Origin of the sequence: Pseudomonas sp. MD195_PC81_125, from assembly GCF_014060985.1 — a bacterium.
GTDB classification, from domain to species: Bacteria; Pseudomonadota; Gammaproteobacteria; order Pseudomonadales; family Pseudomonadaceae; genus Aquipseudomonas; species Aquipseudomonas parakoreensis.
In genome coordinates this window covers 1-699 of record NZ_JABULD010000940.1, presented here as the reverse complement: position 1 = coordinate 699, position 699 = coordinate 1, and the positions used below count along the sequence as shown (strand labels likewise).

Here is a 699-nt window from a genome sequence, read left to right as displayed (position 1 = left end):
TAATTGAAAATTGCCTGCTTGATCAGCCAGTGCGGTGTGCGATCAATCGAGGTCGCGGCAGCCTTCAGGCGCTCGCGGGTCGGGTCATCGAGTTTGACCCCAAGGGTGGTGGTAGCCATATTTTTATCCTCATGGTTGCCACAGTTGCGTGGCATCAGCTGGCGGCAAGATTAGCCGTGCGCCGAAAGAGGTGCAACCGGGTGCAACCCTTTTTTTGTCGGAAAAATTAACGCTTCGTCAGGAATTATTTTCTGGTACTGAAGTGCCGCTCCTGCTTGGTGCTTTTACTTCTAGCGGAGCGCCGTGACTGCGCTAAAAAAGGAGCAAAAACGGCGTATTTATCGGTATATCCGACTAGGTGCAACTTAATCGCCAGAAACTGGTTGCACCTTTTTTACTTTGTTGCATAGCATTCGCGCCCAAGGTGCAACCGGAAGTATCCGGTGTATCGGCTGGTGGCTTTCCTGGGGAAACATCAGTCCTAAATGCGCGGGATCCCGATTCGTCTGCCAAACGTCGTCGTTTGCGTACGATTGATCACTGCTGCTACATAAAAACAAAGCCAGGGCGTACTTAATGAGCGTAAGCAATCCAACACTGATCACGTTCGTGATCTACATCGCAGCAATGGTACTGATCGGCCTCATGGCCTATCGCTCCACCAACAACCTTTCTGACTACATTCTTGGCGGTCGCAGC

Annotated in this window: 1 protein-coding gene and 1 pseudogene; one reads left to right on the top strand and one right to left on the bottom strand. The window is 51.2% G+C overall.

Annotation, left to right across the window (positions count from 1 at the left end):
• Window positions 1-119 (bottom strand): annotated as a pseudogene (locus HT737_RS32960) (transcriptional regulator); the annotation flags it as partial.
• Between the two features lie 457 nt (window positions 120-576).
• On the opposite strand from HT737_RS32960, the gene HT737_RS32255 reads away from it, so the two are divergent.
• On the top strand, window positions 577-699 hold a 123-nt coding region (locus tag HT737_RS32255), incomplete at its 3' end, for a hypothetical protein (RefSeq protein WP_306287331.1).